Raw genomic sequence first — 25,424 nt, 5'->3', positions numbered from 1 at the left:
GCCTGCATTGGGGCGCTGTCACCGATGTATAAATATCATGACATGATAAAATAACGCCGCACCCTTTTTGACGGAGTTCCAATGAAAGCGCTTGCTCGCGGCTTGAACAAGACGGATTTTGAGCAGCTATCAGAGTTTCGTTATCAGATGCGGCGCTTCGAGCGCTTTTCCGAACAGGCCGCGCAGGGCGAAGGCATTACGCCGTTGCAGTATTTACTGCTGCTGCATATCAAAGGCTATCCGGAGCGCGATTGGGCGACTATCGGCGAACTCGCCGAACGGCTCCAGGCGCAACACCATGGCGTGGTCGCGCTGGTATCGCGCTGCGAGGCGCTCGATCTGGTCCGGCGCAAGATCAGCGAGACGGATCGGCGTCAAGTCGAAGTTCATCTGTTGAAAGCGGGCGAGCAGGTCCTGTCCCGTCTCGCCGAGATGCACCGTACCGAACTGAAATCGCTCAAGGGCGCCTTTAACGTGCCCCAGATCGATGTTGAGTGAGCGTGACTCGCGGCGGCCGCGTACGTGGTTTCTCGTTCAACGCAGGGCAGGGCTTCGCGGAATTTCCGTGGTCGCGGCGGGTGCGACGACGGCAAGCGCTCGCTAGACCGCGCCCGGCACGTTATGTGACACGGCCACGGTCAAGGAAGGGCGTTACATCAAGACGATATCGTACTGTTCCTGACTCAGATTCGACTCCACCTGCAACGACACCGGCTTGCCGATAAAGTCGATCAGCATCGCCAGATGCTGTGACTCTTCCTCGAGGAACAGATCGATCACCTGCTGCGATGCCACCACGCGGAACTCGCGCGGGTTGAACTGGCGCGACTCGCGCAGAATTTCACGCAGCACGTCGTAGCACACGGTGCGCGGCGTCTTCACCTGGCCCTTACCCTGGCACACCGGGCAAGGCTCGCACAGCACGTGTGCGAGCGATTCGCGGGTGCGCTTGCGGGTCATCTCCACCAGCCCAAGCTGCGAGAAACCATTGACGGTGACCCGCGTGCGATCGCGTGACAACGCCTTCTTCAACTCGCCGAGCACCTGATCGCGATGCTCGGTGTTTTCCATGTCGATGAAGTCGATGATGATCACGCCGCCCAGATTGCGGAGCCGCAATTGCCGCGCGATCGTATGCGCGGCTTCCAGGTTGGTCTTGAAGATCGTATCGTCGAAATTGCGTGCGCCGACATAGCCGCCGGTATTCACGTCGATCGTCGTCATGGCCTCGGTCTGGTCGATTACGAGGTACCCGCCGGACTTCAGATCGACACGTCGCGACAACGCCCGCTGGATTTCCGCCTCGATGTTGTACAGATCGAACAGCGGCCGCTCGCCCGTATAGTGATGCAGCTTCGACGACACCGCCGGCGTGAACTCCGCGGCGAAATCGGACAGCATCTGGAAGGTCTCGCGTGAATCGACCTGGATGCGCGAGCTCTCGTCATTCACGAAGTCGCGCAACACCCGCTGGGCGAGATTCAGATCCTGATACAACAGGCTCGTGGGCGGCATGCGCTGACCTTGCGAAAGGATCGTCGTCCAGGTCTTGCGCAGATAGGCCACGTCGCCGGCCAGTTCCTCGCTGGTGGCGTCCTCGGCAATCGTCCGTACGATGTAGCCGCCTTTTTCGTCAGCGGGCAGCACGGCCGTCAGGCGGGCGCGAATCGCTTCACGTTCGGCTTCGCTTTCGATCTTTTGCGAAATGCCGATGTGCGGTTCCTGCGGCAGATAAACCAGCGTGCGGCCGGCGATGCTCACCTGGGTGGACAGCCGCGCGCCCTTGGTGCCGATCGGATCCTTGACGACCTGGACCATCAGCGTCTGACCTTCGAAGACGATTTTCTCGATCGGCTGATGCGCGACCTGATGCTGCGGCTCGCCCGCGATGCGCGGATGCCAGATGTCGGCCACGTGCAGAAACGCGGCGCGTTCGAGGCCGATATCGATAAAGGCGGATTGCATCCCGGGCAACACACGAACCACCTTGCCGAGATAGACGTTGCCGACCCTTCCGCGCGACAGTGTGCGTTCGACGTGAAGTTCCTGGACGGCGCCTTGCTGGACCAGCGCGACGCGCGTTTCCTGCGGCGTGACATTGATCAGGATTTCTTCATTCATGGTCTTGTTCTAGAAGTCGATGCGCGCTGCACGCAGGAGGGCAGCAGTTTCAAAAAGAGGCAAACCCATGATACCTGAATAGGACCCTTCAATACGCTCGATAAACTCCGCCGCACGTCCCTGTACACCGTAAGCGCCCGCCTTGCCGAACGGCTCGCCGCTTGCGACGTAGCGCCGCAATGCATCGGCGTGCACTGCAGCAAAACGCACCCGCGAGACAGACAGGGCGGCGGGCAACAGCGCGCCGTCCGCAGCGACGACGGCGAGCGCGGTCAGCACCTCGTGCTCGCGTCCGGCGAGACGCGTGAGCATGGTCACGGCATCGTCGGCGTCGAGTGGTTTGCCGAGGATCGCGTCGTCGATCGTGACGGTTGTATCCGCAACCAGGATCGGCGCGTCGACATGGCCGCTCAGGACGAGCCGCGCACGCGCCGCCATGGCTTTGGCGTTGCATACCCTCACGACATAAGCGTGCGCCGCTTCGCCGGGCAACTCGGCTTCGAGCGCCTCGGCGTCTTCGTCGGGGCGCGGCAGCAGCAACTCGTAGCGCACGCCGAGTTGTTGCAGCAGTTCCTGACGGCGCGGGCTTTGGGAGGCAAGGTAGACGAACGGATGCAGTGCGGCAGCGGACGTGGCCATAAAGGGTCTCAGTGAAGCGTTTTTCGTGAAAGCGGCGCGCGAATGACGTGCGCGAAAAATTGCACGTCAAGCGCACAGCAGGGGCACATTGGGATAATCGCGCGTGGTTGCGGAGATCGCGGAGATCGTCGAAATCACAGGCGCTTTCCACGCAGCAGGCAAGGCGCTGGAACGACGAGTGCGCAAAGGCGTCCACGCAGTCGCAGGTGATCTTGCACTCAACGGCGGTCGGAGACAACTCGACGCCTGACCGTGGATGTCAAGCGCCGTCGCGCGCTCACACGCGGTGATAGGGGTGATTTTGCGTGATGGTCCACGCACGGTAAAGCTGTTCGGCGAGCAGCACCCGCACCATTGCGTGCGGCAGCGTCAGGCTGGACACGCGCAGCAGCATGTCGGCGCGCGACTTGAGGTCGGGATCGAGCCCGTCCGCACCGCCAATCAGGAACGCGACGTCGCGTCCGTCCTGTTGCCAGCCGGGCAGGGCGCCGGCCAGCTGCATGGTGGTCCAGTCTTTGCCGCGTTCATCGAGCGCGACGATGCGCGCGTTCTTCGGCAACGCGGCTTCGATCTTCAGCCGCTCCGCTGCCATCACATTCTCCGCTGGACGCCCCGACGAACGCTGCTCGGGCTTGATCTCGCGCAGCTCGATACGCAGCTCGGGCGGCATGCGCTTCGCGTATTCGTCGAAGCCGATGGCGATCCAGTCCGGCATTTTGTGGCCAACGGCGAGAATGTGCAGTTTCATCAGGGATAGAAGCGCGGAGGGTTTCGCGGACGGCGGGCCGCTGACGTGACGTGCGGCAAAACCGGCGCGCGCTTAACGACGGCGTGCCGGCGTCTTGCGAGCCGGCTTGGCAGCCGGTTCGTCGTCCTCTTCGTCCTCGTCGAGCGGTTCGCTGGCGCGCGCGCCGCCGAACGGGCTCGAGCTCGTCAGCTTGATGCGCACCGGCTTGTCACCCCAGATTTCTTCGAGGTTGTAGTACTGGCGCAGCGCCGGTTGCAGGATGTGCACGACCGCGTCGCCGCAATCGACCAGCACCCATTCGCCGACGTCTTCGCCTTCGGTGCTGATGATCTCGCCGCCATTTTCCTTGACCTTCTCGCGCACGCTGGAGGCGAGCGCTTTGGTCTGACGGTTGGAGGTGCCGGAAGCGACGATCACGCGGTCGAACAGTCCGGTCAGGTGGCTGGTGTTGAACACCTTGATGTCTTGCGCTTTCACGTCTTCGAGGGCGTCGACGATCGCGCGTTGCAGTTTGCGAATATCCATAGGGTTACCGGTGGTACAGATGATGTTGAAGAATATAGTCCCACACCGCGGTGGGGACATGGCTCGCGGCCTCGTTCTGTTGCTGGCCGCCGGCATGCTGGGCAAGACGCTCGCGCAGATTCGCACGGATATCGGTGGCCGAAACGTCGAAGGCCAGCGTGGTATCGATCAGCAGATGACCACAGGGTGTTGCTTGCAATACCGCCGCGCTCGCTTCGCGCGCGGCGATTTCGGTGGCGACGTCTGGCGGGATCGAGGCGAGCTCGAAACCGGGCCGGGTCGACGCGCAGATGTGCGCGAACTCGAACAGACGGCGCCAGTCGCGCCACGTATGGAGCTGAACCAGCTGGTCGGCGCCGATCAGCATCGACAGCGAGGCCTGCGGTCCCTCACGTTCGCGCCACCGCTGCAGCGTTTCGACCGTGTAGGTGGGACCGTCGTGTTCGATCTCGTCGGTGGCGACGCTCACCTTGACGCCCGGCAGCACCAGCGAACCAGCGGCGGCGCGGGTCATGGCGAGCCGGTCGGCCGCCGCCGATACGTCCGGTTTTTGCCAGGGCTGCCCTGCTGGCAACAGCACCAGTTCGGTCAGTCGCAGCACCTCGGCGAACCTTCGTGCAAGCGCGAGGTGCCCGTCGTGGATCGGATCGAAGGTGCCGCCTAGCAGGCCAATCCGGCGGGGCAGGGCAGCGGGGTGAGCGTTCGGCTTCAGGTGAGAGTCCTTTGTCGTGACGGCGCGGGCAGGTCCGGGGGCTGGCGGATGGCCAAACCCGTCAGACCCACTCGCGCGGCACGAGGAAGTCGCTGTAAAGGCGCGCTTCCGGCGTGCCGGGCTCTGGCTGCCAGTTGTAGCGCCAGTTCACCACAGGCGGCATCGACATCAGAATCGACTCGGTGCGTCCGCCGCTCTGCAGTCCAAACAGTGTGCCACGGTCGAAGACCAGGTTGAACTCGACGTAACGACCCCGCCGGTATGCCTGGAAATCGCGCTCAGCCTCGCCGTACGGCAGATTGCGGCGTTTTTCGATGATCGGCAGATACGCTTTCAGGAAGCCGTCGCCGACGCTTTTGAGCATCTCGAACGACGCATCGAAGCCAGGCTCCGAGAAATCGTCGAAGAAAATCCCGCCAATGCCGCGCGGTTCGTTGCGGTGCTTGAGGAAAAAATACTCGTCGCACCAGCGCTTGAAGCGCGGATACAGGTCGGCGCCGTGAGGCGCCAGTGCATCGCGGCAGACGCGGTGAAAATGCTGCGCGTCGTCCTCGAAGCCGTAATAAGGCGTCAGATCCATGCCGCCGCCGAACCAGAACACCGGCGCTTCGCCCGCCCGGGTGGCGATCAGGAGACGCACGTTCATGTGCACCGTCGGACAGTATGGATTGTGCGGGTGCAGCACGAGCGATACGCCCATCGCCTCGAAGCCGCGCCCGGCGAGCTGCGGACGGGCGGCGCTGGCCGAGCCCGGCAGGGCGTCGCCCGCGACATCCGAAAAGCCGATTCCCGCGCGCTCGAAGAACTGGCCGCCTTCCAGGATCCGTGTCGTGCCGCCGCCGCGCAGCTTCTCGCCGGGCGCGCGTTGCCACGAGTCGGTGGCGAACGCGCTACCGTCGAACGCGCCGAGCGTGTCGGCGATGTGCGTCTGCAGGCCCTGCAGCCAGCCACGTACAGCCTGTACGTTGTAGTTCGAATCGGTCATGAATGCGGGTTCATCGGATGGGGGACGTCTGATTGCCGTTAATGCTTGCGGTTCAGCGCACGATAGCCGATGTCGTGCCGATACTGCATGCCGTCGAACGAGATCTGGTTGATGGTCTCGTAGGCCACCGACTGCGCACTGCGCACGGAATCCGCCAACCCTACCACGCACAGCACGCGGCCGCCCGAGGTCGTCAGCTTGCCGTCGCTCAAGGTGGTGCCGGCGTGGAAGGTCACCGCATCGGCGGTTTCGGCCGGAATATCGCTGATCCGGTCGCCTTTGCGCGGGCTTTCCGGGTAGTTGTGCGCGGCCAGCACCACGCCGAGCGCGGTGCGGCGGTCCCATTCCAGCTCCACCGTATCGAGCGTGCCGGCAATGGCCTGCTCCACCACCTTCGAATAGTCGCCTTTCAGACGCGCCATGATCGGCTGCGTTTCGGGGTCGCCCATGCGGCAGTTGAATTCGAGCGTCTTCGGGTTGCCGTGCGCGTCGATCATCAGGCCCGCGTACAGGAAGCCGGTGAAGCGGATGCCTTCCTTTTCCATGCCATACACGGTGGGCAGAATGATTTCGCGCATCACGCGGGCATGCAGTTGCGGCGTGACGATCGGGGCGGGCGAATAGGCGCCCATGCCGCCCGTATTCGGGCCCTGATCGCCGTCGAGCAGCCGCTTGTGATCCTGGCTCGAAGCGAGCGGCAGCACGTGCTTGCCGTCCACCATGACGATGAAGCTCGCTTCTTCGCCGGCGAGGAATTCCTCGATCACGACGCGTGCGCCGGCATCGCCGAGCTTGTTGTCCGACAGCATCATGTCGACCGCGGCGTGCGCTTCTTCCAGCGTCTGCGCGACGACCACGCCCTTGCCGGCGGCGAGGCCGTCGGCCTTGATGACGATCGGCGCACCCTTGGCGTCGAGGTACGCGTGGGCGGCGGCGACTTCGGAGAAGGTTTCGTATTCGGCGGTCGGGATCGCATGACGCTTCATGAACGCCTTGGCGAAGTCCTTCGAGCTTTCGAGCTGCGCCGCTTCCTTGGTGGGTCCGAAAATCTTCAGACCCCGCGCGCGGAACAGATTGACGATGCCGGCCGCGAGCGGCCCTTCCGGCCCGACCAGCGTGAAGGCGATCTGTTCTTTCTCGACGAAATCGGCCAGCGCAGCCGGCTCAGTGATGTCGACGTTGCGCAGACGCTCGTCCTGGGCCGTGCCGCCATTGCCCGGAGCCACGTAGACGAGCTGGACTCGCGGCGATTGCGCGAGCTTCCATGCGAGCGCGTGTTCGCGACCGCCGGACCCGACGACGAGTAACTTCATGTGATTCCCCGAAGACTTAAAAACCATAAACGGCCGGCGCATTGGCGCGAGCCGTGGATATCCGCAACGGTCGCCTTGAGCGAACCGCCAAGCTGGTAAAAAAACAACCGCCACAGGCTGCACGGCGCGCCTGTGCCCTGCGCCACGAACCGCCCGCCGGCGCCGCCTCAGGCGCGCCCGCGCGGGGCTTACTCGTCGGCGATTGCAGCGTTTGTATAGACTTCCTGCACGTCGTCCAGGTTCTCGAGTGCGTCGAGCAGCTTTTGCATCTTCACCGCGTCGTCGCCCGTGAACTCCACTTCCGTCTGAGGTTTCATCGTCACCTCAGCCAGTTCCGCCTTGAAGCCGGCGGCTTCCAGCGCGGCCTTCACCTTCGGGAAATCGTTCGGCGGGCAGAGCACTTCGATACTGCCGTCCTCGTTCGGCACCACGTCGTCGGCGCCGGCTTCGAGGGCCGCTTCCATCAGCTTGTCTTCGGCCGTGCCGGGCGCAAACAGGAACTGGCCGACGTGGTCGAACATGAACGACACCGAGCCGTCCGTACCCATGTTGCCGCCATTCTTCGAAAACGCGTGACGCACTTCCGCGACGGTACGGGTACGGTTGTCGGTCATGGTGTCGACGATCACCGCCGCGCCGCCGATACCGTAGCCTTCGTAGCGGATTTCTTCGTAGGTTGCGCCATCGACACCGCCGACACCACGCTGGATCGCGCGGTTGATGTTGTCCTTCGGCATGTTGGCGTCATACGCCTTTTCGACGGCGAGCCGCAGACGCGGATTCGTGTCGATGTCGGCGCCGCCCATGCGGGCGCCAACCTGAATTTCCTTGATGAGCCGCGTCCACACCTTGCCGCGCTTGGCATCGGCCGCTGCTTTTTTATGCTTGATGTTGGCCCATTTCGAATGACCCGCCATACCTTTCTCCGTCGCGCGCGCCAGCGGGGCGCACGCATAGTGCAATTGTCGTTGCGATGTCGGGCGCTTGCGAAGGCCCGCCTCGATGCCAGACCGGTCCCACTGCCCGCAAAGGCGTGATACGCCGGGCGATTGTGCAAGTTGGGCCGCTCGATGAGCGGATCCGAATTTTATCATGCCGCGGGGTGGCGGCAGTGGGCGACAGAGGGGTAAAGGGATGGAACCGGTACGGGACGAGGGCGGTAGGCGTTTATCCGGCCGAATTGCTGTATAAGCGCCGACACGGCGCAACCGCGCCACGGCTTGAAATATTCGATCGTGCCGGCCTGACCCGCCGGCAGAGGGCAGTGCGAGAGGTCGGCAGACGCGATCAGCGGGCGGACGGCATGGCCCCCCGCCCGCCGCCCACTCTCAGTTCTTCGTCCCAAACAGCCGGTCACCAGCGTCGCCCAGACCCGGGACGATATACGCGTGCTCGTTCAGATGCGAATCGAGCGAGGCCACATACAGTTTCACGTCCGGGTGCGCGTCCTGGAACACCTGCACGCCCTCCGGCGCGGCCACCAGCGCGAGGAACATGATGTTTTCGCCGGGCACGCCGCGGCGCTTCAGCACGTCCACCGCGTGGACGGCCGAATAGCCGGTGGCCACCATCGGATCGCACAGGATGAAAATCCGGTCTTCCAGATCCGGTAGCCTGACCAGATACTCGACCGGCCGGTGGTCGTCCGCCCGGTACACGCCGATATGGCCAACGCGGGCCGACGGAACCAGGTCCAGCAGGCCGTCCGACATGCCGACGCCCGCCCGCAGCACCGGCACGATCGCCAGTTTCTTGCCGGCAATCACCGGCGCGTCGAGTTCGACCAGCGGGGTGGTGACGCGGCGCGTGGTCATCGGCAGGTTGCGGGTGATCTCATAGCCCATCAGCAGGGTGATCTCGCGCAGCAGCTCCCGGAACGTGCGCGTCGAGGTGTCGCGGTCGCGCATGTGCGAGAGCTTGTGCTGGATCAGCGGGTGATCGAGGATGAAGAGATTCGGGAAACGGCTGTCCTGTGTCATGGCGAGGGCGCGAGCGCGGCAAGAGGAATCGGTCGGCGGCCAAATGACCGGAAGAACCGGCAGGCGGGCGCGCCATGGCTGCAAGTTTACCGAAACTGGCGCCTGAAGATACCGGAGATTGCGGCGGATCGACCGGCAGTCCGGCACCGATTCTTCTAGAATCGGGGAAACTGCCCGCACCGGCGGCATTCGTCGTCACACGAAGAGGATCAAGACATGGACATGGGAATCGCAGGACGCACCGCGCTGGTTTGCGCGGCGAGCAAGGGGCTGGGGCGCGGTTGCGCGGAGGCGCTCGCCGCCGAAGGTGTGAATCTGGTGATCGTCGCCCGCACGGCCGAGACGCTCGAGGCCACCGCCGCGGAAATCCGCGCGCAAAGCGGCGTCGAGGTCAGGACGGTCGCCTGCGACATCACCACGCCGGAAGGCCGCGCCGCCGCGCTGGCCGCGTGCCCGCAGCCGGACATTCTCGTCAATAACGCGGGCGGGCCGCCGCCCGGCGACTTCCGCAAGTTCACCCACGAGGCCTGGATTCGCGCGCTCGAAGCCAACATGCTGACGCCGATCGAACTGATCCGCGCCACCATCGACCACATGAGCGCACGCGGCTTCGGCCGGATCGTCAACATCACGAGTTCGGCGGTGAAGGCGCCGATCGACGTGCTGGGCCTGTCCAACGGCGCGCGTTCCGGCTTGACCGGATTTCTGGCCGGGGTGGCGCGCAGCAAGGTGGCGCGCGACGGTGTGACGATCAACAACCTGCTGCCTGGGCTGTTCGACACGGATCGCATCGCCACCACCTTCGACGCCCAGGCCAAGGCGCAGCACATCACCGTCGACGACGCGCGCAAGCAGCGCATGGCGACCATTCCCGCAGGCCGCTTCGGCACGCGCGACGAATTCGGCCGGGCATGCGCGTTCCTGTGCAGCGTGCATGCGGGCTACATCACCGGGCAGAACTGGCTGCTCGACGGCGGCGCCTACCCGGGCACGTTCTGAACCGGCACCGCTGCATCACTACAACAACCCTTCAAGGATCTGGAGACTGACGTCAATGACCACCCGCATCGCGCTGATCGCGCACGACCACAAGAAAGACGCCATCGTCGAACTCGCCGGCGAATATGTCGACACGCTGCGGCGTTGCGACATCGTCGCCACCGGTACGACCGGCTCGCGGATTGCGGACGCGCATGGGCTGAACGTCGAGAGAATGCTGTCGGGTCCGCATGGCGGCGACCTGCAGATCGGCGCGCAACTCGCGGAAGGGCATGTCGACATGGTGATCTTCCTGCGCGACCCGATGACGCCGCAGCCGCACGAACCGGACATCAACGCTTTGGTGCGCGCGTGCGACGTCCACAACGTGCCGTGCGCCACCAACATTTCGACCGCGCGCATGATTCTCGAAGTACTGACCATGCGGCTCGCGGAGAACGTCTGACAGTCGAACATTCCACCACTCACAGCAGGTACGCTGATACGCGACCGGAGCAAGCGCTTTACATGGGACGATGCGTCGCGCGCTGAGGCGCTCGCGCGGGTCGACAGCTAAAGCGCTAACGCCGGTCAATAAAGGAGACACGATGGCCAAGGCAATTCGTTTCGAGAAGGCAGGCGGTCCCGAGGTGATGAAGTGGGTCGACGTCGCGGTGGGCGATCCGGGCAGCGGCGAGATCCGCCTCAGGCAGCACGCGGTCGGCCTTAACTACATCGACGTGTATTTCCGCACCGGCCTTTATCCGCTGCCGCTGCCGGGCGGCCTCGGCATGGAAGCGGCCGGCGAGGTCACGGCGCTCGGAGCAGGCGTCACGGATATCAAGGTGGGCGACCGCGTCGCGTATGTGGCGCGTCCGCCCGGCGCCTACGCTCAGGAACGTGTATTGCCGGCGCTGCAGGTGGTCAAGCTGCCGGATGCATTGAGCTACGAACAGGGCGCTTCGGTGATGCTGCAGGGCCTGACGGCGCAGTACCTGCTGCGCCGGACCTATCCGGTGAAAGCCGGCGACACGATCCTGGTCCAGGCCGCGGCCGGCGGTGTCGGCCTGCTCATGTGTCAGTGGGCGAAGATGCTGGGGGCGACGGTGATCGGCACGGTGGGTTCGGACGAGAAGGCGGAGATCGCCCGCGCGCACGGTTGCGACCATCCGATCGTCTATACGCGCGAGAATTTCACCAAACGCGTGCGCGAGATCACCCACGGCGCAGGCGTGCCGGTGGTCTATGACTCGATCGGCAAGGACACGTTTACGGCCTCGCTCGACTGCCTGGCACCGCTCGGCCTGTTCGTGAGCTTCGGCAATGCGTCGGGTCCGCTGCCGCCGCTCGATTCCTCGGAATTCGCCGGGCGTGGCTCGCTGTTCTTCACTCGTCCGACCTTGTTTACCTACATCGGCAAACGCAGCGATTACGACGCGATGGCGGCAGAACTGTTCGACGTGCTGGTGTCGGGCAAGGTCAAGACCAGCATCAACCAGCGCTATGCGTTGTCCGAAGTCGCGAAGGCGCACGCCGAACTCGAAGGTCGCCGCACCACCGGTTCGACGGTTCTGCTGCCCTGAACGCATCACGCGGCACGCAGCACAAAGGCGCGCTAGCCCCACCCTCCGTGCTAGCGCCGCCATAAAAGTTCCGCGCTGCGGCAGCGTCCGCGCAACGCCCTTCAATTCCCCGCAACATCAGACCCGACAGACCTCAGGCCGTTTCGCACCGAGCGAAGCGGCCTGTTTCGTTTACGCTTTTTTTACACGATACCCGTCAGCTTTGACCAGGCCTTTACGCCGATCGGCATAACGTTCTACCCATCCAAAGTCCGCTACTGGAGAACACAAAATGGATGTGCTGTACGTCGGGGGGATGGTGCTATTTGCAGCGCTGACCTTTGCTTTGATTGCCGGCTGCGAGAAGTTGATGCAGTTCCGGCGTGGCCAGGGAGCACGCTCATGACCTGGATCCTGTGGTTATCGGGCGCTGCCACCGCGCTGCTGTTCGTATACCTCGTCTATGCGCTGCTGCGCGCGGAGGACATTGAATGAACTCCAACAATGTCCTGCAAACGGTCATTTTTCTGGTCGTGCTGCTCGCGGCCGCCGTGCCCGTTGCACGCTATATCACCGGCGTGATGGATGGCTCGTCTCGCGTGGTCCGCTTTGGCGGTCCGCTCGAACGACTGCTGTACCGCATCGCCGGGGTCGACTCGTCGGCCGAAATGAGCTGGAAGCACTATGCCGTCGCTGCCGTCGCGTTCAACGTGCTCGGCGTGCTGGTCCTGTATCTCCTGTTGCGCGTGCAAGGCTGGTTGCCGGGCAATCCGCAGCAGTTCGGTCCGATGTCGGTCGACAGCGCCTTCAATACGGCTGTCAGCTTCGTCACCAATACGAACTGGCAGGATTACACGCCTGAGCAGACCGTCGGCTATCTGACGCAGATGCTGGGCCTGACGGTGCAGAACTTCGTCTCCGCTGCCACCGGCATCGTGGTCGTGATTGCGCTGATCCGCGGTTTTGCGCGCCATACGGTGCAAACCATCGGTAACTTCTGGGTCGACCTGACGCGCGTCACGTTGTATGTGCTGCTGCCGATGTCGGCGATCTTCGCTGCCTTGCTGATGAGCCAGGGCGTGATCCAGAACTTCAAGGCGTATCAGGATGTACCGACGCTGCAAACCACCACCTATGCCGCACCGAAGCTCGATGCACAAGGCAACCCGGTGAAGGATGCGAAGGGCAATGCAGTGACGGTCGACACCAAGGTGACGACGCAGACCATTGCAATGGGCCCGGTGGCGACGCAGGAAGCGATCAAGATGCTCGGCACCAATGGTGGCGGCTTCTTTAACGCGAACTCGGCACACCCGTACGAAAACCCGACGCCGCTCACCAACTTCCTCGAGATCTTCGCGATCCTGATCATCCCGGCGGCGTTGGCCCTGGTGTTCGGCCGGATGATTGCTGACCGCAGGCAGGGTATTGCCGTCCTCGCTGTGATGACGATTGCGTTCGCCGCTTGCGTGGTGGGGGAAGTCAGCGCCGAACAAGCCGGCAATCCGGCCTGGAGCACGCTGAACGTCGACCAGTCCGCTGGCGATCTGCAGCCGGGCGGCAACATGGAAGGCAAGGAAACGCGCTTCGGTATCGCGCAGTCGGGCATCTTCACGATTGCCACGACGGCGGCATCATGCGGTGCAGTCGACAACACGCACGACTCGTTGACTCCGCTTGGCGGCCTGTATCCGATGTTGCTGATCCAGTTGGGCGAAGTGATCTTCGGCGGGGTGGGCTCCGGTATGTACGGGATGCTCGTCTTCGCGATACTCGCTGTATTCGTGGCAGGCCTGATGATCGGTCGTACTCCTGAATATGTCGGCAAGAAGATCGAGGCGTTCGAGATGAAGATGGTGTCGATCGTCGTGCTGCTCACACCGCTGCTGGTGCTGGTGGGAACGTCGATCGCGGTGCTGTGCGATCCGGGCAAGGCGGGCATCGCCAATCCTGGTCCACACGGCTTCTCGGAAATTCTCTACGCCTTCAGCTCGGCTGCGAACAACAACGGTAGCGCGTTTGCCGGCCTGACGGTGAGCACGCCGTTCTACAACTGGATGACCGCCATTGCAATGTGGTTTGGCCGCTTCGGCTCGCTGGTTCCGGTGCTGGCCATTGCCGGTTCGCTGGCAGCCAAGAAACGTCTGGCTGTCACCGGCGGCACGCTGCCCACGCATGGTCCGCTGTTTGTAGTGCTGCTGCTCGGCACTGTGCTGCTCGTCGGCGCACTGACATACGTGCCTGCGCTCGCTCTCGGCCCGGGCGTCGAACATCTGATGATGATCGCCGGCCATTGATACGGGCACTTCGGGAAAAAGAGGATTCAATGACTGAACATAATGCAACGCGGTCCATGTTCGATCCGGCGCTAGTGCGTCCGGCGATCGTGGACTCATTCAAGAAACTCACGCCACGCACGCAGTTCCGTAACCCGGTGATGTTCTGCGTGTACGTCGGCAGCATCCTGACGACGATCCTCTGGATCGCCGCGCTGGGCGGCCAGGCCGAAGCGCCTGCGGGGTTCATCCTCGCGGTCTCGCTGTGGCTGTGGTTCACGGTGCTGTTCGCCAACTTCGCGGAAGCGCTTGCTGAAGGCCGTTCCAAGGCCCAGGCGGCGTCGCTGCGCAGCGCGAAGAAAGACGTGATGGCCAAGAAGCTCAACGAGCCGCATCCGAAGTCGCCGATCCGCATCACGACGGCCTCCGATCTGCGCAAGGGTGACGTCGTGCTGGTGGAAACCAACGACGTGATCCCGGCAGACGGCGAAGTGATCGAGGGTGTGGCGTCGGTGGACGAGTCGGCGATTACCGGCGAATCCGCGCCGGTGATCCGCGAATCGGGCGGCGACTTCTCGTCGGTGACCGGCGGCACGCGCGTGCTGTCGGACTGGATCGTCGTGCGCGTCACGGCGAATCCGGGCGAGGCCTTCCTCGACCGCATGATCGCGATGGTCGAAGGCGCGAAGCGTCAAAAGACGCCGAACGAAATCGCCCTGACGATCCTGCTGGTCGCGCTGACGATCGTGATGCTGCTCGCCACCGCGACGCTGCTGCCGTTCTCGATGTTCTCCGTCGAAGCGGTCAAGGCGGGTCATGTGGTGAGCATCACCGCGCTCGTGGCCCTGCTGGTGTGTCTGATTCCGACCACGATCGGCGGCCTGCTGTCGGCCATTGGTGTGGCCGGTATGAGCCGCATGATGCAGGCCAACGTGATCGCCACGTCGGGCCGTGCGGTGGAAGCGGCCGGTGACGTCGACGTGCTGCTGCTCGACAAGACCGGCACGATCACGCTCGGTAACCGTCAGGCGTCGACCTTCGTGGCGGCGCCGGGTGTCACGGAAGAAGCGCTCGCCGACGCCGCGCAACTGTCGTCGCTGGCAGACGAAACGCCAGAAGGCCGCAGTATCGTGGTGCTCGCCAAGCAGCGCTTCAACATCCGCGCTCGCGACATGGCTTCGCTGCACGCCGTGTTCCTCGCCTTCACCGCGCAGACGCGGATGAGCGGTGTGGACCTGCCGGGCCGCGAGATCCGCAAGGGCGCAGCCGATGCGGTGAAGAACTACGTCGAAGCGAACGGCGGCCGTTATCCGGCTGAAGTGAACAACGCCGTCACCGAAGTGGCACGTCGCGGCAGCACGCCGCTGGTGGTGGCCGAGAAGGGCGAGCACGGGGCACGCGTGCTCGGCGTGATCGAGCTGAAGGACATCGTCAAGGGCGGCATCAAGGAGCGTTTCGCCGAACTGCGCAAGATGGGTATCAAGACCATCATGGTGACGGGCGACAACCGCCTCACCGCTGCGGCGATTGCAGCGGAAGCCGGGGTGGACGATTTCCTCGCGGAAACGACGCCGGAAGCCAAGCTGGCGACGATCCGCGCGCACCAGGCCGAAGGCAAGCTGGTGGCGATGACCGGCGACGGTACCAACGACGCTCCTGCGCTGGCGCAAGCCGACGTAGCCGTGGCGATGAATACCGGCACGCAGGCGGCGAAGGAAGCCGGCAACATGGTCGACCTCGATTCGAACCCGACCAAGCTGATCGAGATCGTCGAAATCGGCAAGCAGATGCTGATGACGCGCGGCTCGCTGACGACCTTCTCGATTGCCAACGACGTCTCCAAGTACTTCGCCATCATTCCGGCTGCATTCGCGAGCACCTACCCGGCGCTCAACAAGCTGAACGTGATGCATCTGGCCACGCCTGCTTCGGCGATCATGTCGGCGGTGATTTTCAACGCGCTGATTATCGTGCTGCTGATTCCGCTGGCGCTGAAGGGCGTGAAATACCGGCCGCTGGGCGCCGCGATCCTGCTGCGCCGCAATCTGCTGGTGTATGGCCTCGGCGGGATCATCGTGCCGTTTATCGGCATCAAGCTGATCGACATGGTGCTGGCCGCGCTCGGCTGGGTTTAACAGGCTGCGGCCGGTGGACGGTATCTGCCGGCTGCGTCTAAAAGGATTGCCAATCATGAAACTTTTTCGTCCGCTTATCGTGATCTTTGTCGTACTGACGGCTGTCACGGGACTCGCTTACCCGGCCGTGATGACCGCCATTGGCCAGACTGCGTTCCACGATCAGGTCAACGGCAGCATCATGGAACAGAACGGCAAGGTGGTCGGCTCGTCGCTGATCGGCCAGCAGTTCGATGCCCCGCAGTATTTCTGGGGCCGTCTGTCGGCCATCAGCCCGAAGCCGTATGATCCGACCAGCTCGGGCGGCTCGAACCTCGGACCGACCAATCCGGCGTTGACCGATGAAATCAAGGGCCGTCTCGACGCCTTGAAAGCAGCGGGTACCGATATGTCGAAGCCGGTGCCGATCGACCTCGTGACGTCGTCGGGTAGCGGCCTCGATCCGGAAATCACCCCGGCTGCCGCGGCTTACCAGATCGCGCGTGTCGCGAAGGCGCGCAAGATGGCGCCGAGCGACGTGCAGGCGCTGGTCGACCGCTACACGACCGGCCGCCAGTTCGGCGTGCTGGGCGAAGCACGCGTCAACGTGCTGCAACTGAATCTCGCACTCGACGCCGCGCATCAAGGCTAACGGGTGGGCATGACAAAGACGGCGCCCGGCGTGGCGCCGTCTTTGCCTTTTGTGGCGGGATGTTTTGTGAGCGCGGTTTTTGTGAGCGCGGTTCGTCAGGCGGCACCTTCGTGGCCGCTACCGCGGCGGCCGGCACCCGTGCAGACCATTTGCTGCGAAGCCGCTACCGTGCCACCATCTACCTGATGCGTCCTCACCGAGCCACGGTGGCCTGCATCGAACAGAAGCCTAAACAGAAAAGCATGAACCGACCCGATCCAGACGAGCTGCTCGACAAGCTGCAACGCGACGAAGAAAAACGCCAGCGTGGCAAGCTGAAAGTATTCTTCGGCGCGTCGGCCGGGGTGGGCAAAACCTACGCGATGCTGCAGGCCGCCCGGCGCCGCCAGACCGACGGCGTGGATGTGCTGGTCGGCATCGCCGAGACGCACGGCCGCAGCGAAACCGCGGCATTGCTCGAAGGCCTCGAGGTCTTGCCGCTCGCGCATATCGAATATCGCGGCCGCAAGCTGGGCGAGTTCGATCTCGACGCCGCGCTGGCGCGCAAGCCGCAACTGATCCTCGTCGACGAACTCGCGCACTCGAACGTGCAGGGCGCGCGTCATCTGAAGCGCTGGCAGGACGTCTACGAATTGCTCGATGCGGGCATCGACGTCTACACGACGGTCAACGTCCAACACCTCGAAAGCCTCAACGACGTGGTCGGGCAGATCACCGGTATCCGTGTGTGGGAGACGGTGCCCGACCGCGTGTTCGACCGCGCCGACGAAGTCACGCTGGTCGACCTGCCGGCCGAGGAACTGCTCGACCGCATGCGCGACGGCAAGGTCTACATGGCGCAGCAGGCCGAGCGCGCGGTGCGCAACTTCTTTCGCAAGGGCAACCTGATCGCGCTGCGCGAGCTGGCGCTGCGCCGCACGGCCGACCGCGTCGATGCGCAGATGCGCGAATACCGCGCCGACCGTTCGATCCAGCGTATCTGGCAAGCCCGCGAGCGCCTGCTGGTCTGCGTGGGCCCGGGTCCCGAGGCACCGATTCTGGTGCGCGCGGCGGCGCGGCTCGCGTCGGCGTTGAAGGCCGACTGGCTAGCGGTCTATGTCGAGACGCCGAAACTGCAACGCCTGCCGGATGCACGCCGCGAGCGCACGCTGAACGCGCTGAAACTCGCCGCCGAACTCGGCGCGGAAACGGCCACCCTCGCGGGTACGGATGCGGTTGCGGCGCTGATTGGCTATGCGCGGGTTCGCAACGTTTCCAAGCTGGTGGCGGGCGCTTCGCCGCGCGCCGGCTTCTCGCGCTGGCTGCGCCGCCCGCTGGGCGACCGCATTGCGGAGCGCGCGGGCGACCTCGACCTCACCTTGATCCGCGCGTCTTCGGAACGCGACGGCATCGAGCGGCGCACGGCCGTCGAAGAAGGCGTGAACGCCTGGCGTGAGGCGCTGCAGGCGGCCCGCGAACGCCGTTCGCCGCCGGTTGCGTATGCATGGGCGCTGACGATCTGCATCGGCATCACCGTGATTGCCAGTCAGTTGTTCGCGCATATCGACCTGACCAACCTCGTGATGCTGTACCTGCTCGGCGTGATTTTCACAGCGGTGAGGCTCGGGCGCGGACCGGGCGTGGTGCAGTCGTTCGTCAGCGTGGCGGCGTTCGATTATTTCTTCGTGCCGCCGCGCATGTCGCTTTCGGTGTCCGACACGCAATATCTGCTGACCTTCTTCAGCATGCTGCTCACGTCGCTGGTCATCAGCCATCTGACTTCGAGCCTGCGCCGCGAGGCCAGCGTCGCGCGACGCCGTGAACAACGCACCGGCGCGATGTATGCGATGGCGCGCGAACTGGCCGCGGCGTTGACCATGGAACAGATCGTCGGCATCGGCAGCCGGCATGTGAGCGAGGTGTTCCGCGCGCGCGTGGCAATCCTGCTGCCGGACAGCGCCGATCAGGTGAAGCAGAAGATCGAAGACCCGGACGCCGCGGTGACGCTCGAAGGCGAGGCGCTCGATATCGACGTCGGCCAATGGGTGTACGACCAGCAGAAGCAGGCCGGCCACGGCACCGACACGCTGCCGGCCGCGGCCGCGCTGTATCTGCCGCTGAAGGCGCCGATGCGCACGCGCGGCGTGCTGGCCGTGGTGATGCGCGACGAGCGCGAACTCGACGTGCCGGAGCAGCAGCGCATGCTCGACGCGTTTGCCGCGCAGATTGCGCTGGCGCTCGAACGTGTGCACTACGTTGATATTGCCCGCGACGCGCTCGTCAACATGGAATCGGAGCGCTTGCGCAATTCGCTGCTGTCGGCCATTTCGCATGACCTGCGCACGCCGCTCACGACGATCGTTGGCTTCTCGTCGATGCTCGCCCAGACCCGCGAAGGTCAAGCGGTGAGGCAACCCGGCGACGACCTCGTGGAGGCGATTCACGAAGAGGCGCTGCGCATGACCGGCATCGTCACCAATCTGCTCGACATGGCGCGGCTGCAGGCGGGCGGCTTGCGACTGAATCGCCAATGGTCGTTGCTCGAAGAGACGGTCGGCGCGGCGTTGCGGGCCTGCAAGCGCGTGCTCGCACGGCATCCGGTGCAGGCGAAGTTGCCGGCCGACCTGCCGCTGCTGCAACTCGACGCGGTGCTGATGGAGCGGCTGTTTTCGAACCTGTTCGAAAACGCCGCCAAGTACACGCCAGCCGACACGCCGCTCGTGATCGGCGCGGAGCAGATCGAGGAAGACGGTAAGCCGCTCGTACGCGTGACGGTCGACGATACCGGTCCTGGGCTGCCGGTCGGCATGGAAGCGCGGGTCTTCGAGAAATTCACCCGCGGCGAGAAAGAGTCGGCCAAGCCCGGCATTGGTCTCGGTCTCGCGATTTGCCGTGCGATCGTGGACGCCCACGGCGGTACCATAGGCGCGGTCAACCGCATCGACCACGAGGGGCATATCGAAGGCGCGCGGTTCTGGTTCACGCTGCCCGTCGAAACCCCGCCGCCCGCGCCGGAAGCACTCGAAGACGAGTCGGAGATCGACGAGGTTGCCGAATTGCCGCCTGAATCGTCGCCGCCGTTGTCTCTTGAGTCGTCCCTTGAGTTGTCCCCTAAGCAGAGTTTGAAGCCCACCCATGAGTGACCCGAGCATCACCGTCGTCCTGATCGAAGACGAAAAACAGATTCGCCGCTTCGTGCGTGCCTCGCTGGAAGGCGAGGGCATCGTCGTCCACGACGCCGAAACCGGCAAGCAGGGACTCGTCGAAGCCGCGACGCGCAAGCCCGACCTCGTGATCGTCGATTTGGGCCTGCCCGACACCGACGGGCTCGACGTGATCCGCGAGCTGCGCGGCTGGAGCGACCTGCCGGTGATCGTCCTGTCGGCGCGCACCCAGGAAACCGAAAAGGTAGCGGCGCTCGACGCGGGCGCCGACGACTACCTGACCAAGCCGTTCGGCGTGTCCGAATTGCTGGCGCGGATTCGCGCCCATATGCGGCGGCGCAATCAGGGCGGCGCGAATGAATCGCCGCAGGTGCATTTCGGCGCGGTGACGGTGGATCTGGCGTTGCGTCAGGTGACGCGCGACGGTGCGTCGATCCACCTGACGCCGATCGAATACCGGCTGCTCGCCACGCTCGTGCGCCACGCCGGCCGCGTGCTGACGCACCGGCAGTTGCTGCGCGACGTGTGGGGGCCGTCGCATGTGGAGAGCCATCACTATTTGCGCATCTACATGGCGCATTTGCGGCAAAAGCTGGAACGCGATCCCGCGCAGCCGGAGCATATCGTGACGGAAACCGGGGTCGGCTACCGGCTGGTCGGGGCGGTGTGAGCCTGCCGGACTCGATCTTGATATAATTACGGTCCGTAAGGACGACCTTACGCATTTACATCGACCGGGGACGGCCCCATCTGAACAATGGAGTCGTCTCATGTCATGGATTCTTCTGCTGATTGCCGGTTTGCTCGAAGTCGCGTGGGCGGCCGGTCTCAAGACCTCCGAAGGCTTCACCCGGCTCGGTCCGTCCATCTTCACGGTGGTGACGGCGCTCGGCAGCTTCGTGCTGCTCGCCATGGCGATGCGCCAGTTGCCGCTCGGCACGGCATACGCGGTGTGGACCGGGATCGGCGCCGTGGGCGCGTTTATTTTTGGCATCGTCATAATGGGTGAGGCACTGACGGTGGCGCGTGTGGCGAGCGCCGCGCTGATCGTGGTTGGCCTGATCGGACTCAAGCTCTCCTCCGGTCATTGACGGCGCGGGCGATTGCCCCGCCGGGCCGCCAGCCCCGCCAGCCGCATCCCCCGCCGCACGACCCATCGTCCCGCCACGGCGCGACGCCATTAGAGCCACAAATTGCACTCCACTCTGCGGTCTGCGAATTAACGTGGCTATAATGAAGTCGATCTCAATTTGAACGTGTCCCGCGTCCGGCTTGGCGCGGGTCTGGCGGTTCGCTGCAGGGGGCGTCCTCTGCGGGACGAAGCGCCCGGCACGCGCAGCGCGCCTGGAGGCGGCCATGCTTGAACCCCTTTCGCTCGCAGCGGGCCTGTCCTGGGGCAGTGGCCTGCGCCTCTATCTCACGGTGCTGCTAGCCGGCGTGTTCGCGCGCCTTGGCCTCGTCCACCTTCCCGACACCTTGTCCGCACTGGCTTCGCCATGGGTGATCGGCGTCGCGGCGGTGCTCACGGTGACCGAATTCCTGGCCGACAAGATTCCCGCGTTCGATTCGCTGTGGGACGCCATCCATACCTTTATCCGCATTCCGGCCGGCGCTGTACTGGCGGCCGGTGCCCTCGGCCATGCCGATCCGGCCCTCCTGACCGTCGCCGCGCTGGCTGGCGGCACGCTGGCCGGCACCGCGCATCTGGCAAAAGCAGGCACGCGCGCGCTGATCAATCTCTCGCCTGAACCGGTGTCGAATGTCGTGACGTCGATCGCCGAGGACGGGCTCGTGTTCGGCGGACTGTTGCTGGCGCTGTTCGTACCGGTGCTGTTCCTGCTGCTGATGATCGGTTTCCTGATGCTGGCGGCGTGGGCCTTGCCGCGTCTGTGGCGTGGCGTGCAGGGCGGCTTTCGCGGCATGGCGACGCATATGGTGACGCGTTTTGCCAGGAGTCGGCACGATTGAGCGATCCGGTGCGGGTTCCGGCGCCGCCACTCGCGCGCGTTGCGGCGGGGCGGCGTTTTAGCGGCGCCGATCTGTTGCGCCAGTCCCTGCGGATGGCGGCCCGTGACTGGCGAGCGGGCGAGCTGACCATGTTGCTGCTCGCGCTGGTGCTGGCCGTCGCCGCGCTGTCAAGCGTCGGCTTCCTCGCGGACCGTCTGCATCAAGGGCTTGAACGCGATGCGCGGCGCATGATTGGCGCCGACTTCATCGTGCGGGCCGATCATCCGGTCGATCCGCAATTCAGCAACGAGGCCAAGGCGCTTGGCCTGCAGATGGCGACCACCGCCATTTTCCCGAGCATGATCAGTTCGATGGGCGCCCAGCCGGTGTCACGGCTCGCGGCGCTCAAGGCCGTGTCGGCGGCGTATCCGCTGCGTGGCGCGCTGCGCATCACGACGGCGCCAGGCGCGCCGGATCGTCCCGCGCAGGGGATTCCCGCGCCCGGCACGGTCTGGGTCGACCAGGCGCTGCTCGACGCGCTGAAAGTGCATGTCGGCGATACGGTGAGAGTCGGCAGCCGGACGTTCAGGATTGGCGCCATCATCACGCGTGAACTGGACCGCGGCTTTGGCTTCGTCAATTTCTCGCCCCGTCTGATGCTGCGGGACGACGAAGTCGCGTCTACCGGCCTGATCGTGTTCGGCAGCCGCGTGACCTACCGCTTGCTGGTGGCCGGCCAGCGCGCGCCGGTCGAGCAATTCGCGGCGTTTGCCCACGCCCGCGTCGACGACGGCAAGATGCGCGGCGTCGCGCTCGAATCGCTGAAGGACGGCCAGCCGCAGGTCCGCGAGACGCTCGATCGCGCGGGCCATTTTCTGACGCTCGTATCGTTGCTGACGGCCATGCTGGCGGCGGTCGCGATTGCGATGGCGGCGCATCGTTACATGCGCCGCCATCTCGACGGCTGCGCGGCGATGCGCTGTCTCGGCGTCAGTCAGCGCACGCTGCGCTCGCTGTTCCTGCTGGAGTTTCTCGGGCTGGGTTTGTGCGGCGGCGCGATCGGCGTGCTGCTCGGCTATGCCGGGCATCTGGCGTTGCTGAGTTGGCTCGGCAGCCTGATCGACGTGGTGCTGCCGTATCCCACGGTCTGGCCCGCGCTGGAAGGGATTGCCGCAGGTCTCGTGCTGTTGCTCGGCTTTGCGTTGCCGCCGCTGTTGCCGCTGACCCGGGTGCCCCCGGTGCGCGTGCTGCGTCGCGAGTGGGGCGAGGAAGCGCGCACGGCCTGGGCCGCTTATGCATTGGGGATCGTGCTGTTCGCCGCGTTGCTGATCGTGGCGGCGGGTGAGGTGAAGCTGGGCGGCATCGTTGCCGGCGGCTTCGCGGTGGGCTTGCTGGTGTTCGCGGCGATCGCGCGGCTCGCGCTGTGGGGCGCCGCGCGCATCGTGCGCAGCGAGCGCTTCAACGTGGGCATTGGCTGGCGCTACGCGTTGGCCTCGCTCGAACGGCGCAGCAGCGCCAGTGCGTTGCAGATCACGGCGCTGGGGATCGGTTTGATGTGTCTGTTGCTGATCGCGATGACGCGTAACGACCTGATCGACGGCTGGCGCAAATCGACGCCGCCGGACGCGCCGAACCAGTTCATCATCGACATCCAGCCCGAGCAGCGCGCGGGCGTCGCGCAGTACCTCACGACACACGGCGTGCCCGACGCCGTGCTCGCGCCGATGGTGCGCGGGCGCCTGATCTCGATCAACGGCAAGCCGGTCAATCCGGACCAATACAAGAGCGACGAAGCGAGGCGCCTCGTCGATCGCGAATTCAACCTGTCCTATACGACGAGCCTGCCCGACGACAACCGGATCGTCGCCGGCGGCTGGTACGGCGACACCCGGCAGCCGCAGATCTCGATCGAAGAAGGGCTGGCGAAAACGATCCACGTGAAGACGGGCGACACGCTGCGTTTCGACGTGACCGGTTTGCAGATCGATGCACCGGTGACGAGCGTGCGCAAGCTCGACTGGGGTTCGTTCAAGGTCAACTTTTTTGTGCTGATGCCGCCCGCCGCATTGCAGGACTTTCCGGCCAGCTTCATCACGAGTTTCCATTTGCCGGCCGAGAAAAGCGCGACCATCGACGGCCTGATTGCCGCGTATCCGAACCTGACGGTCATTGATGTCGGCCCGATTCTCGCGCAGATGCAACGCATGCTGGAGCAGGTGATCGGTGCGGTGCAGTTCCTGTTTGCCTTTACGCTGGCGGCGGGCGTGCTGGTGCTGTATGCGGCGCTCGCCGGCACGCGCGACGAGCGTATGCGAGAATCCGCGCTGCTGCGCGCGCTCGGCGCGTCGCACCGGCAGGTGCGGGCGGTGCAGGTGGCGGAGTTCGTCGCCGTGGGCGCGCTGGCAGGACTGATGGCCGCGCTCGGCGCGGAGGTAGTCGGCTGGCAACTCGCCACACGGGTGTTTTTCTTCTACCTGAACTTCAATCCGTGGTTGCTGCCCGCAGGCATCGTGGCAGGCATCGTCTGCGCGGGGGTGGGCGGCTGGATCAGCCTGCGCCATGTGCTGTCGCGGCCGGCGTTGCAATCGTTGCGCGACGCTTGAGCGGTCATTCCCCTCCGATTTTTTCTTTTGCAGATTGCAGTTGACCGTATGACCGATCCAAACGATGACGTGCTGGCCCAACCGACGGCCTTTGAGCTGGTGGGCGGCGAGGCGCGCGTTCGCGAGCTGATCGACCGCTTTTACGACCTGATGGACCTCGAACCTGAGTTCGCGGGTATTCGCGCGCTGCATCCGCCAACCCTCGAAGGTTCGCGCGACAAGTTCTTCTGGTTCCTGTGCGGCTGGCTGGGCGGCCCGGACCATTACATCAGCCGCTTCGGCCATCCGCGTCTGCGCGCGCGCCACCTGCCGTTTGCGATTGCGTCGAACGAGCGCGACCAGTGGCTGCGCTGCATGGCCTGGGCGATGGAAGAGGTGGGGTTGTCCGAGCCACTGCGCGAACGTCTGCTGCATTCGTTCTTCGAAACGGCCGACTGGATGCGCAACCAGCCGGGTTAAACGGGGACCACGACGGTGACCACACGCGTGCCGGTTCACGACGACGCTTCACTGACGGACGATTACGCCGCGCTCGACGAGCGTGCGCGAGCCATCCTCGACTGCTGGTTCGGCGCGCCGGGTTCGGCGACATTCGGTCTGGACAGAAAGCTCTGGTTCGCGCGCGACGCAGCGTTCGACACCTCGTTGCGCCAGCGCTTCGCGGCGTTGCTCGAGGCCGCCGGGCAGGGCGCGCTGGATACGTGGATGGAGACGCCGCTAGGCGCGTTGGCGCTGGTCGTGCTCCTCGATCAGTTCTCGCGCAACATCCATCGCGGGACAGCGCTTGCGTTCGCCACCGACGGCCATGCGCTGAGGATTGCCAGGCAAATGGTCGCCAACGGATTCGATCTGCGCTTGCCGAACCTGTTTCATCGAGCCTTTGCCTATATGCCGTTCGAGCATGACGAATCGCTCGAGAGCCAGCGCGAAGCGCGGCGGCTTTTCAAACTGTTCGAAGCGGAGCCGGGTGCCGCGAGTTATTACCGCTCGGCGCTGCGGCATGCGGCGATCATCGAACGCTTTGGACGGTTTCCGCATCGCAACGCGCTGCTTGGACGGACCTCCACGGAAGAAGAGCTCGCTTTCCTGGGCAAGCCGGGTTCGTCGTTCTGATTACGCGTGGCGGC

General features: G+C 64.6%; 25 protein-coding genes. 16 read left to right on the top strand and 9 right to left on the bottom strand.

The genetic code is table 11. From position 1 onward, the window contains the following. Positions 1–81: 81 nt before the first annotated feature. Positions 82–498, top strand: a complete 417-nt coding sequence (locus P3T43_RS16005; RefSeq protein WP_429282007.1) for a MarR family winged helix-turn-helix transcriptional regulator — start codon at positions 82–84, stop codon at positions 496–498. A 153-nt stretch (positions 499–651) separates the two neighbouring features. Here the strand turns inward: P3T43_RS16005 and rng are convergent, their stop codons facing one another. The 9 genes from rng to upp all read right to left on the bottom strand — a co-directional run bounded on the left by rng (position 652) and on the right by upp (position 9,022). After that, positions 652–2,121: a ribonuclease G gene (gene rng / locus P3T43_RS16000; RefSeq protein WP_429282006.1), complete on the bottom strand. Its 1,470-nt coding sequence runs from the start codon at positions 2,119–2,121 to the stop codon at positions 652–654. 9 nt (positions 2,122–2,130) lie between these two features. Further along, entirely contained in the window at positions 2,131–2,760 is a 630-nt protein-coding gene (locus P3T43_RS15995) for a Maf family protein (RefSeq protein ID WP_429282005.1), read from the bottom strand. A gap of 277 nt (positions 2,761–3,037) precedes the next feature. Continuing rightward, positions 3,038–3,508 carry a 23S rRNA (pseudouridine(1915)-N(3))-methyltransferase RlmH gene (rlmH, locus tag P3T43_RS15990; protein ID WP_429282004.1) on the bottom strand — a complete coding sequence of 157 codons (471 nt, stop codon included), beginning with the start codon at positions 3,506–3,508 and terminating at the stop codon, positions 3,038–3,040. A 72-nt stretch (positions 3,509–3,580) separates the two neighbouring features. Next, the gene (gene rsfS / locus P3T43_RS15985) at positions 3,581–4,033 is read right to left on the bottom strand and encodes a ribosome silencing factor (protein ID WP_429271886.1); all 453 of its coding nucleotides are present in this window, start codon (positions 4,031–4,033) and stop codon (positions 3,581–3,583) included. Positions 4,034–4,037: 4 nt separating this feature from the next. Beyond that, entirely contained in the window at positions 4,038–4,745 is a 708-nt protein-coding gene (locus P3T43_RS15980; RefSeq protein ID WP_429282127.1) for a nicotinate-nucleotide adenylyltransferase, read from the bottom strand. Positions 4,746–4,806: 61 nt separating this feature from the next. Next, entirely contained in the window at positions 4,807–5,730 is a 924-nt protein-coding gene (gene hemF / locus P3T43_RS15975; RefSeq protein WP_429282003.1) for an oxygen-dependent coproporphyrinogen oxidase, read from the bottom strand. A 38-nt stretch (positions 5,731–5,768) separates the two neighbouring features. Next, positions 5,769–7,043 carry a phosphoribosylamine--glycine ligase gene (gene purD / locus P3T43_RS15970; protein ID WP_429282002.1) on the bottom strand — a complete coding sequence of 425 codons (1,275 nt, stop codon included), beginning with the start codon at positions 7,041–7,043 and terminating at the stop codon, positions 5,769–5,771. A gap of 188 nt (positions 7,044–7,231) precedes the next feature. Further along, the gene (locus P3T43_RS15965; protein WP_429282001.1) at positions 7,232–7,960 is read right to left on the bottom strand and encodes a YebC/PmpR family DNA-binding transcriptional regulator; all 729 of its coding nucleotides are present in this window, start codon (positions 7,958–7,960) and stop codon (positions 7,232–7,234) included. Between the two features lie 411 nt (positions 7,961–8,371). Further along, positions 8,372–9,022, bottom strand: a complete 651-nt coding sequence (upp, locus tag P3T43_RS15960) for a uracil phosphoribosyltransferase (RefSeq protein ID WP_429282000.1) — start codon at positions 9,020–9,022, stop codon at positions 8,372–8,374. A 216-nt stretch (positions 9,023–9,238) separates the two neighbouring features. On the opposite strand from upp, the gene P3T43_RS15955 reads away from it, so the two are divergent. From P3T43_RS15955 to P3T43_RS15885, 15 genes are all read left to right on the top strand, one after another. Beyond that, positions 9,239–10,021 (top strand): SDR family oxidoreductase, encoded by a 783-nt coding sequence (locus P3T43_RS15955; protein ID WP_429281999.1) that lies wholly within the window; start codon positions 9,239–9,241, stop codon positions 10,019–10,021. A gap of 55 nt (positions 10,022–10,076) precedes the next feature. Continuing rightward, on the top strand, positions 10,077–10,466 hold the full coding sequence (locus tag P3T43_RS15950) for a methylglyoxal synthase (protein WP_429281998.1): 390 nt from the start codon (positions 10,077–10,079) through the stop codon (positions 10,464–10,466). A gap of 142 nt (positions 10,467–10,608) precedes the next feature. Beyond that, entirely contained in the window at positions 10,609–11,583 is a 975-nt protein-coding gene (locus tag P3T43_RS15945) for a quinone oxidoreductase family protein (protein WP_429281997.1), read from the top strand. A gap of 271 nt (positions 11,584–11,854) precedes the next feature. Continuing rightward, positions 11,855–11,968: a hypothetical protein gene (locus P3T43_RS15940; RefSeq protein ID WP_063495261.1), complete on the top strand. Its 114-nt coding sequence runs from the start codon at positions 11,855–11,857 to the stop codon at positions 11,966–11,968. Further along, entirely contained in the window at positions 11,965–12,057 is a 93-nt protein-coding gene (gene kdpF / locus P3T43_RS15935) for a K(+)-transporting ATPase subunit F (protein WP_007175651.1), read from the top strand. The genes P3T43_RS15940 and kdpF overlap by 4 nt, the downstream gene beginning before the upstream one ends. Next, positions 12,054–13,859, top strand: a complete 1,806-nt coding sequence (gene kdpA, locus P3T43_RS15930) for a potassium-transporting ATPase subunit KdpA (protein ID WP_429281996.1) — start codon at positions 12,054–12,056, stop codon at positions 13,857–13,859. The genes kdpF and kdpA overlap by 4 nt, the downstream gene beginning before the upstream one ends. 29 nt (positions 13,860–13,888) lie before the next feature. Further along, positions 13,889–15,973: a potassium-transporting ATPase subunit KdpB gene (kdpB, locus tag P3T43_RS15925; protein ID WP_429281995.1), complete on the top strand. Its 2,085-nt coding sequence runs from the start codon at positions 13,889–13,891 to the stop codon at positions 15,971–15,973. A 52-nt stretch (positions 15,974–16,025) separates the two neighbouring features. Then, positions 16,026–16,604, top strand: coding sequence for a potassium-transporting ATPase subunit KdpC (gene kdpC / locus P3T43_RS15920; RefSeq protein ID WP_429282126.1), 579 nt, complete (start codon positions 16,026–16,028; stop codon positions 16,602–16,604). A 242-nt stretch (positions 16,605–16,846) separates the two neighbouring features. Beyond that, complete coding sequence (locus P3T43_RS15915) at positions 16,847–19,726, top strand: DUF4118 domain-containing protein (protein ID WP_429281994.1); 2,880 nt, start codon at positions 16,847–16,849, stop codon at positions 19,724–19,726. Then, positions 19,719–20,417 carry a two-component system response regulator KdpE gene (kdpE, locus tag P3T43_RS15910; protein WP_429281993.1) on the top strand — a complete coding sequence of 233 codons (699 nt, stop codon included), beginning with the start codon at positions 19,719–19,721 and terminating at the stop codon, positions 20,415–20,417. Before P3T43_RS15915 ends, kdpE begins: the two co-directional genes overlap by 8 nt. Positions 20,418–20,517: 100 nt before the next feature. Next, positions 20,518–20,838, top strand: coding sequence for a quaternary ammonium compound efflux SMR transporter SugE (gene sugE, locus P3T43_RS15905; RefSeq protein WP_429281992.1), 321 nt, complete (start codon positions 20,518–20,520; stop codon positions 20,836–20,838). 265 nt (positions 20,839–21,103) lie between these two features. After that, positions 21,104–21,715, top strand: coding sequence for a DUF4126 domain-containing protein (locus P3T43_RS15900; RefSeq protein WP_429281991.1), 612 nt, complete (start codon positions 21,104–21,106; stop codon positions 21,713–21,715). A 92-nt stretch (positions 21,716–21,807) separates the two neighbouring features. Next, positions 21,808–24,297, top strand: a complete 2,490-nt coding sequence (locus tag P3T43_RS15895) for an ABC transporter permease (protein ID WP_429282125.1) — start codon at positions 21,808–21,810, stop codon at positions 24,295–24,297. Positions 24,298–24,345: 48 nt separating this feature from the next. Further along, positions 24,346–24,756, top strand: coding sequence for a group II truncated hemoglobin (locus P3T43_RS15890; RefSeq protein WP_429281990.1), 411 nt, complete (start codon positions 24,346–24,348; stop codon positions 24,754–24,756). 15 nt (positions 24,757–24,771) lie between these two features. Next, positions 24,772–25,410 (top strand): DUF924 family protein, encoded by a 639-nt coding sequence (locus tag P3T43_RS15885; protein ID WP_429281989.1) that lies wholly within the window; start codon positions 24,772–24,774, stop codon positions 25,408–25,410. The last annotated feature ends 14 nt before the right edge of the window (positions 25,411–25,424 follow it).

The sequence above is a fragment of the Paraburkholderia sp. GAS41 genome (genome assembly GCF_050436545.1).
Classification (GTDB): domain Bacteria; phylum Pseudomonadota; class Gammaproteobacteria; order Burkholderiales; family Burkholderiaceae; genus Paraburkholderia.
This window is presented reverse-complemented; position numbering and strand designations above follow the sequence as displayed.

Excerpts from the sequence above, each read along its gene's own strand:
- P3T43_RS16005 (WP_429282007.1), top strand. The coding sequence starts at position 82 with ATGAAAGCGCTTGCTCGCGGCTTGAACAAGACGGATTTTGAGCAGCTA.
- rng (WP_429282006.1), bottom strand. The coding sequence starts at position 2,121 with ATGAATGAAGAAATCCTGATCAATGTCACGCCGCAGGAAACGCGCGTC.
- P3T43_RS15995 (WP_429282005.1), bottom strand. The coding sequence starts at position 2,760 with ATGGCCACGTCCGCTGCCGCACTGCATCCGTTCGTCTACCTTGCCTCC.
- rlmH (WP_429282004.1), bottom strand. The coding sequence starts at position 3,508 with ATGAAACTGCACATTCTCGCCGTTGGCCACAAAATGCCGGACTGGATC.
- rsfS (WP_429271886.1), bottom strand. The coding sequence starts at position 4,033 with ATGGATATTCGCAAACTGCAACGCGCGATCGTCGACGCCCTCGAAGAC.
- hemF (WP_429282003.1), bottom strand. The coding sequence starts at position 5,730 with ATGACCGATTCGAACTACAACGTACAGGCTGTACGTGGCTGGCTGCAG.
- purD (WP_429282002.1), bottom strand. The coding sequence starts at position 7,043 with ATGAAGTTACTCGTCGTCGGGTCCGGCGGTCGCGAACACGCGCTCGCA.
- P3T43_RS15965 (WP_429282001.1), bottom strand. The coding sequence starts at position 7,960 with ATGGCGGGTCATTCGAAATGGGCCAACATCAAGCATAAAAAAGCAGCG.
- upp (WP_429282000.1), bottom strand. The coding sequence starts at position 9,022 with ATGACACAGGACAGCCGTTTCCCGAATCTCTTCATCCTCGATCACCCG.
- P3T43_RS15955 (WP_429281999.1), top strand. The coding sequence starts at position 9,239 with ATGGACATGGGAATCGCAGGACGCACCGCGCTGGTTTGCGCGGCGAGC.
- P3T43_RS15950 (WP_429281998.1), top strand. The coding sequence starts at position 10,077 with ATGACCACCCGCATCGCGCTGATCGCGCACGACCACAAGAAAGACGCC.
- P3T43_RS15945 (WP_429281997.1), top strand. The coding sequence starts at position 10,609 with ATGGCCAAGGCAATTCGTTTCGAGAAGGCAGGCGGTCCCGAGGTGATG.
- P3T43_RS15940 (WP_063495261.1), top strand. The coding sequence starts at position 11,855 with ATGGATGTGCTGTACGTCGGGGGGATGGTGCTATTTGCAGCGCTGACC.
- kdpF (WP_007175651.1), top strand. The coding sequence starts at position 11,965 with ATGACCTGGATCCTGTGGTTATCGGGCGCTGCCACCGCGCTGCTGTTC.
- kdpA (WP_429281996.1), top strand. The coding sequence starts at position 12,054 with ATGAACTCCAACAATGTCCTGCAAACGGTCATTTTTCTGGTCGTGCTG.
- kdpB (WP_429281995.1), top strand. The coding sequence starts at position 13,889 with ATGACTGAACATAATGCAACGCGGTCCATGTTCGATCCGGCGCTAGTG.
- P3T43_RS15915 (WP_429281994.1), top strand. The coding sequence starts at position 16,847 with ATGAACCGACCCGATCCAGACGAGCTGCTCGACAAGCTGCAACGCGAC.
- kdpE (WP_429281993.1), top strand. The coding sequence starts at position 19,719 with ATGAGTGACCCGAGCATCACCGTCGTCCTGATCGAAGACGAAAAACAG.
- sugE (WP_429281992.1), top strand. The coding sequence starts at position 20,518 with ATGTCATGGATTCTTCTGCTGATTGCCGGTTTGCTCGAAGTCGCGTGG.
- P3T43_RS15900 (WP_429281991.1), top strand. The coding sequence starts at position 21,104 with ATGCTTGAACCCCTTTCGCTCGCAGCGGGCCTGTCCTGGGGCAGTGGC.
- P3T43_RS15895 (WP_429282125.1), top strand. The coding sequence starts at position 21,808 with ATGGCGGCCCGTGACTGGCGAGCGGGCGAGCTGACCATGTTGCTGCTC.
- P3T43_RS15890 (WP_429281990.1), top strand. The coding sequence starts at position 24,346 with ATGACCGATCCAAACGATGACGTGCTGGCCCAACCGACGGCCTTTGAG.